Raw genomic sequence first — 6,071 nt, 5'->3', positions numbered from 1 at the left:
GTGAACTCCCTGTTTCGTACGTGGGCCGTCTGTTTCGTACGTGGGCGGGGATGTTCGCGGCCAGGTGCCGTACCTTGCTTGAACGTGAACCGGCTCTTCCGCACGTGGGCCGTCTCTTCCGTATGTGGGCGTGGCTGCCCAGGCTCGGAATAGCGGGTTAACGTGCGGATAAAGCACGGCCAGATGAGGTGCTGTTGGATGATCTGGATAATCCGAGCGTAGCGTGCGCGGTTTCCCAACTCCGCAGCAACGAACTCCATCACCCGCCGACCACAGTACCTGGGACTAACCCCATGCTCTCAAATCCCGCTGCTCGCGCACCGTGGGGGACCTCTGTCCCGATTTTAATTTGTCGGACAATCTTTGTTATCGAAACGTGATGTGCCTATCAACTGGGTATCATCCTCGGTAAATGGCAGTTTGTGAGCAATTATCCGCAGAATTACGCAGGTGAACGCGGCTATGTTGCGATGTGAAGCGCATCATTTTATATGCGTGCATGAGCTAAACTGTGCCCTAGGTCGAAGTTGTCGACGGGGATGATTTCGACCTACCTCGGCGGTTCGGCCCCTTCCGATACCGCCACAAACGGGTACACACCCACCCGGGCACCCCCGGCCTCGTCAATGGCGATGAGGCCGGGGAAACACCGACACACTATTGCGACGGTCAGTTATTCGTCTGCGAAGACGCCTCGTCCGGCTGCGCATCGGCGGGAATGAAATTCTCAAGCGTGGCAGTCTGTGTGCCAGGATCATCAAATTCGGTCACGGTTGTCACTTCATCGACAGCGGCATCGGAGATGGCCGACGAAGTCGTCAGCCCCGATTGATCGACGATGGTGAGATGACGATGAGCATCAAGCTCAACCAGGAACAGATTCTCGAGGGCACCCGCACCCGCCTGCTCGAGCTCATCGCGCAACCACTTGTCGCTACGACCAGCCAACTCCATGTTGTCACTGACAATCTGACCGTTCGACACCAGGAGGTAGTTCACGTCGCCTTCATCCATGCGCCGAACGGTCAGCGAACCGTTGGCTTCGCGTTGTGCGAGGCTGATGTCGCTCAGTGAAAAGATGCCCATGCCGCGTAGCTCTGCGAGAAACTCGACTGGGTCGAGCTTGTGATCCGAGCTGTCGAGCGCGTCCTGAGTAAAACGCCCGCCCTCGATGATCCTGTACGCCTTTCCCATCACGAGCGAGCGGGTCGACATGAACTTCGACGTCAGGTAGTTCAGACCGGAGATGATTCCAAAGGTGACGAGCAGGAAGCTGATGTACTCCGCGAACGAGATTGCGTGGTTGTAGATGACGCCGCCGATAACGCCACCGAGGATAAAGTTCCCGATAAAGTCGATCGGTGTCAGCTGGGTCGTCTGCTGCTTGCCCGTGAGGCGCAGGTGGAGGACGATCAGGATGATACCGATCAGGAGCTTAAAGACCGTCATTTCGAAACCATGAACATCGAACATGAGACCAGTCTATTCGCATGTGGGGACGCGGTTTGGCGTGGTGTGATCAGTTTGTTGGATCCGCGTCGATGGCTCCCTGAATATCGTGGAAGATCAGGTTCGAGATTTCAACCTGGACCATCTCAACCTTGGGGACGTCACGCAGCAGCAGCGGATCGTCCGCCGAGGTCTGCAGGGCGAGCGTGCCGCAGCCAAAGAGGCGGTCGTCGATGTTCTTCTCGAGCTGGACGTCGGAGATGCGCGTGAGCGGCAGGTCGTGGCCGGTGCGCGTGAAGATGCCCTTGCGGGTAATAATGCGCTTTGTGGTCACCGTGTAGGTCGAGCTGATCCACTTGATCCAGGGGATCGCCAGCAAGGGCACCGACAGGATCAGAACCACGATCCAGATGGTCGGCAGCGCCCAGGAGCGCGAGTCTTCCGGGACGTAGAACGAACCGACGGTGGCTGCGAGCACCAGGAGAATCTCACCGATGATCTGAGGCAGGATGACCTTGATATGGGTGTGCATGTGGCGGACGACGACCTCGTCCTGACTGAGGAGCTTCTTGGAAAGTGCCATGGTTCCATCATGCCAGATAACGACAGTGCGCGAACATGTGGGTCAGACCGGTCGGCGGTGTGTACCCACGATGTCGGTGTTGACGATGCCGATCGCGGCCATGAGAGCGAGCATCGTTGTGGGTCCAACGAAGCGGAACCCGAGAGCCTTCAAATCGGCAGCCAGGGCACGCGATTCGGGTAGAGCTGCGGGAACCTCGTCCGCACAGGTCGGACGTGGGTCGGCCTCGGGACGATACGACCACACGAGCGCTCCCAGGTGGGAGGCATCGGGGGAGTGGGCCTCGTCCACGTCACGCAGAGCGAGCGTGGCCCGCGCATTCATAATCGCAGCCTCGATCTTGCGGCGGTTGCGGATAATGGCGGGGTTGGATGCGAGGCGGTCGATGTCCTCGTCAGTGAAAGCGGCGACGGCGTCGGGGCTGAAGCCCCCGAAAGCCTCCCGGAATGCCTCACGTTTGGCGAGGACAGTGCGCCACGAGAGGCCCGCCTGAAATCCTTCGAGGGCGAGACGTTCAAACACGCCGGCCTCGTCGTGGACCGGCACCCCCCACTCGTCGTCGTAGTAGTCACGCAGGAGGCGGTCGTGGGACGCCCAGGTGGGACGCACGAGGCCGTCCTCGCACAGCGTCAGGCCATCGGGAAGGGGAACGGAAATCGGGCATTCAACAGAGGCGTTCATAGCCCCATCCTGCGCATTCCCCTCGCGTTCGGGCAAACGCCACTGTGACCCCTGTGGATAACGCCGACGCGCGCACCACCCCTGTGGATAGGGCGATGCGCGCGTCAGCTATGCACAGGAGGTGTCCCTAGCGGCGGCGCTTCTCGCGCACGCGCACCGAGATCTGAATGGGCGTGCCCGTGAAGCCGAAGGTTTCGCGCAGGCGGCGCTCGATGAAGCGGCGGTAGCCCGGATCCAGGAACCCGGTCGTAAACAGGACAAAGCGCGGGGGCTTGCACGACGCCTGCGTGCCAAACAGGATGCGGGGCTGCTTGCCTCCGCGCAGCGGGTGCGGATGCGCGGCCACGAGCTGGCCGAGAAACGCGTTGAGCTGGCCCGTCGGGATGCGGGTTTCCCAGCCCTCGAGGGCGGCGTCGAGCGCGCGCACGATGCGGTTGGTGTGCCAGCCGGTCTTGGCCGCCAGGTTGATACGCGGTGCCCACTGGACCTGCACCAGCTCTCGCTCCAGCTCGTTCTTGATCTCCTTCTGGCGATCCTCATCCACCAGGTCCCACTTGTTGGTGACGATGACGAGCGCTCGGCCTGCGTCGATGACCTGTTGGACGACGCGTACGTCCTGCTCGGTCAGGGGAGCGGACCCGTCGATGAGAACCAGGGCGACCTCAGCCTTCTCGATAGCGGCCTGCGTGCGGATGGACGCGTAGTAGTCCGCGCCGGTCGTACGGTGCATCTTACGGCGGATGCCGGCGGTGTCGACGAACCACCAGGAACGTCCGTCCAGCTCAATGAGTTCGTCGACGGGGTCGCGGGTCGTACCCGCAAGTTCGTTGACGACGACGCGCTCGCCGCCAGCCAGCGAATTGAGCAGTGAGGACTTACCGACGTTGGGACGGCCAACCAGGGCGACGCGGCGCGGGCCACCGGAGGGTAGCGCCGAGGCCACGGCGGATTCTGCCGGCAGAACATCCATGACGACGTCGAGGAGGTCGCCAGTGCCACGCCCATGCAGCGCGGAGATCGCGTGGGGCTCACCCAGGCCGAGGCTCCACAGGTAGGCAGCGTCAGCCTCCTGCAGGGGAGAATCGACCTTGTTGGCGGCCAGGATGATCGGCTTCTTCTTCGAGCGCAGCATCTCGACGATACGCTCATCCGACGCCGTCACGCCGACCGTCGCATCGAGGACCAGTACGACCGCGTCGGCCAGGTCCACGGCGATCTCGGCCTGCTCGGCGACCGAGCGATCCAGGCCCTTCACGTCGATTTCCCAGCCACCCGTGTCCACCAGCGTGAAGTCACGCCCGGCCCACTCAGCGGGGTAGGAGACACGATCGCGCGTTACGCCGGGCGTGTCCTGGACAACGGCCTCGCGGCGCCCCAGGATGCGGTTCACCAGCGTGGACTTGCCGACGTTGGGTCGACCGACGACGGCGAGGACCGGCAGGCCCGCCGCGACATCGCCGGAATCGTCGAACTCAACCTCGCCGGACAGCAGCGCCAAGTCCTCGTCATCCAGGTCGAACTGGTCGAGGTTGGCGCGCATGACGCGGGCGCGGGCCGCAGCGTCATCGTCGGTCAGGTCGATCATCTCAGACGAGGCCGGGGCCTGGTCCGCGGTGTAGGCGTCGGCTGTGTCGTCCCCGGGAATGTGGGTCGCGCCGTGCTGCGTATCGAAGTCGTTCACCCGCCCAGTCTACGGCGTGGCGCGCCGCGCGGGTCGAATGGGGACCCCCGTGGCGCGCCAGTTCACAGGTTTATTACCGCTACTCGTGGGAGCGTACGTCGCAGGCGAGGACCTCGGCGGCGACGGGCACGTCGTTGTAGCGGTGGTGGATTCCTTGGATTTCCTGGTACCACTCAGCGCCCTTGCCCGTAATGATGACGGTGTCGCCGGGCTTGGCCGCCAGGATGGCGCGGCGCACGGCGTCGCGTCGGCACGTCGTAACCTCGGTGACGTCCTCCATGCCGGGGCGCACGGAGGCGATGCCACGCAGCAGATAGTCACGGATAGACTGAGGATCCTCGGTGCGCGGGTTCTCGTCCGTGACCCACAGGATGTCGGCCTCGCGTGCCGCGATCTGCGCCAAATGCTCACGCTTGGTCGCGTCGCGGTCGCCGTCGGTGCCAAAGACGATGACGACTTTGCCGGGGGTCAGCTCGCGCGTTGAGCGCAGCGTCCACTCGAGAGCCTCGGGGGTGTGCGCGTAGTCGACGATCACGAGGGGCTGGGCACCGGGGGTCGGGTTGACCTTCTCCATGCGTCCGGGGATCTGGGGAGCATTTTCGACGGACGTGATGACGTCGGCCAGGTCGATGCCCAGGGTCACCGCGGACACGATGGCGACCGCGGTGTTCTGGACGTTGACCTCACCCAGGATGGGCATTGCAACGCGGTGGCCGGTGCCGGTGGGGTCGACGAGCGTGAAGACCGTGCGCCCGATGGACTGGTCTGGCGCGATGTCACGGACCTGCCAGTCGGCGCTTTCGCTCGTCAGGGCTGACACGGTTGTCACCGGTACGGTCGCCTGCTTCGCCAGGCGACGACCCCATTCGTCGTCGACGCACACGACGCCGGCGCGGGAGTGCTCGGGGGTAAACAGCAGGGCCTTGGCAGCGAAGTAGTGCTCCATGTCGCCGTAGTAGTCCAGGTGGTCGTGCTGCAGGTTCGTGAAGGCGGCGACGTCGAAGACGATGCCGTCGACGCGGTGCAGGGACAGGGCGTGCGCCGACAGCTCGATAACACCGGCACCGCAGCCGTACTGCTCGGTCGCGGCCAGGAAGCGGGCGATGACGGGAGCCTCGGCGGTCGTGCGCACGGCCTCGAACGAGATTGGCCCGACGTGGGTTTCGACAGTGCCGCACAGGGAAGCCTCGGGGAAACGCGAGGCGATGGCCGCGCGCATCAGGTACGAGGTCGTCGTCTTGCCATTCGTGCCCGTCACGGCCATGGTCGTCAGGCGCGAGGCCGGGGCCGAGTAGACGTTGTCACACAGGGCGGGGACGATGCCTCGCGGATCAGCCACCTGAACGACCGGCACGCCCAAGCCTCGTTCACTGGCCTGCTCGCGGCCGGCCTCATCCGTGAGAATCACGGTGGCACCGGCTTCGATGGCCGCGTGGGCGAAGCGGATGCCGTGCTGGGTCAGGCCGGGGATCGCCACGAACATCCAGCCGGATTCGCAGTCATCGGAGGAAACGGTCACGCCCGAGATCGCCAGGTCGGCGGTGTCGAGCGGCGTGGGGGCACCGTCCGCGCCGTAGAACCCCTGGACCTCGAGGCCTGCCAGGGCACGCACGAGCGGGATCGGATCGATGGACGGACGGATATCAATCACTGAGGTCATGTCTCTACTCTAGTTCG

5 protein-coding genes are annotated in these 6,071 nt (G+C 63.9%); all 5 read right to left on the bottom strand.

Annotated elements, in window-relative coordinates:
* Nucleotides 1-669 precede the first annotated feature (669 nt).
* Nucleotides 670-1,473 (bottom strand): DUF421 domain-containing protein, encoded by an 804-nt coding sequence (locus tag O3932_RS05005; protein ID WP_009648970.1) that lies wholly within the window; start codon nt 1,471-1,473, stop codon nt 670-672.
* Nucleotides 1,474-1,519: 46 nt separating this feature from the next.
* Nucleotides 1,520-2,032: a PH domain-containing protein gene (locus O3932_RS05000; RefSeq protein ID WP_296504335.1), complete on the bottom strand. Its 513-nt coding sequence runs from the start codon at nt 2,030-2,032 to the stop codon at nt 1,520-1,522.
* A gap of 42 nt (nt 2,033-2,074) precedes the next feature.
* A complete protein-coding gene (locus O3932_RS04995) occupies nt 2,075-2,713 on the bottom strand; it encodes a DNA-3-methyladenine glycosylase I (RefSeq protein ID WP_314567225.1) in 639 nt (212 codons plus the stop codon).
* Between the two features lie 127 nt (nt 2,714-2,840).
* Entirely contained in the window at nt 2,841-4,394 is a 1,554-nt protein-coding gene (gene der, locus O3932_RS04990; protein ID WP_371536664.1) for a ribosome biogenesis GTPase Der, read from the bottom strand.
* A gap of 79 nt (nt 4,395-4,473) precedes the next feature.
* Nucleotides 4,474-6,054 carry a UDP-N-acetylmuramoyl-L-alanyl-D-glutamate--2,6-diaminopimelate ligase gene (locus O3932_RS04985; protein ID WP_314567228.1) on the bottom strand — a complete coding sequence of 527 codons (1,581 nt, stop codon included), beginning with the start codon at nt 6,052-6,054 and terminating at the stop codon, nt 4,474-4,476.
* Nucleotides 6,055-6,071 lie beyond the last annotated feature (17 nt).

The sequence above is a fragment of the Pauljensenia sp. 20925_1_25 genome, from assembly GCF_041433955.1.
In the GTDB taxonomy this organism is placed as follows: domain Bacteria; phylum Actinomycetota; class Actinomycetes; order Actinomycetales; family Actinomycetaceae; genus Pauljensenia.
The sequence above is the reverse complement of the archived record's forward strand: the minus strand, read 5'-3'. Positions and strand labels throughout refer to the sequence as shown.

What these genes read in the sequence shown, in the direction of transcription:
- O3932_RS04995 (WP_314567225.1), bottom strand. Translation starts at nt 2,713, where the DNA reads ATGAACGCCTCTGTTGAATGCCCGATTTCCGTTCCCCTTCCCGATGGC.
- O3932_RS05000 (WP_296504335.1), bottom strand. Translation starts at nt 2,032, where the DNA reads ATGGCACTTTCCAAGAAGCTCCTCAGTCAGGACGAGGTCGTCGTCCGC.
- O3932_RS04985 (WP_314567228.1), bottom strand. Translation starts at nt 6,054, where the DNA reads ATGACCTCAGTGATTGATATCCGTCCGTCCATCGATCCGATCCCGCTC.
- O3932_RS05005 (WP_009648970.1), bottom strand. Translation starts at nt 1,473, where the DNA reads ATGTTCGATGTTCATGGTTTCGAAATGACGGTCTTTAAGCTCCTGATC.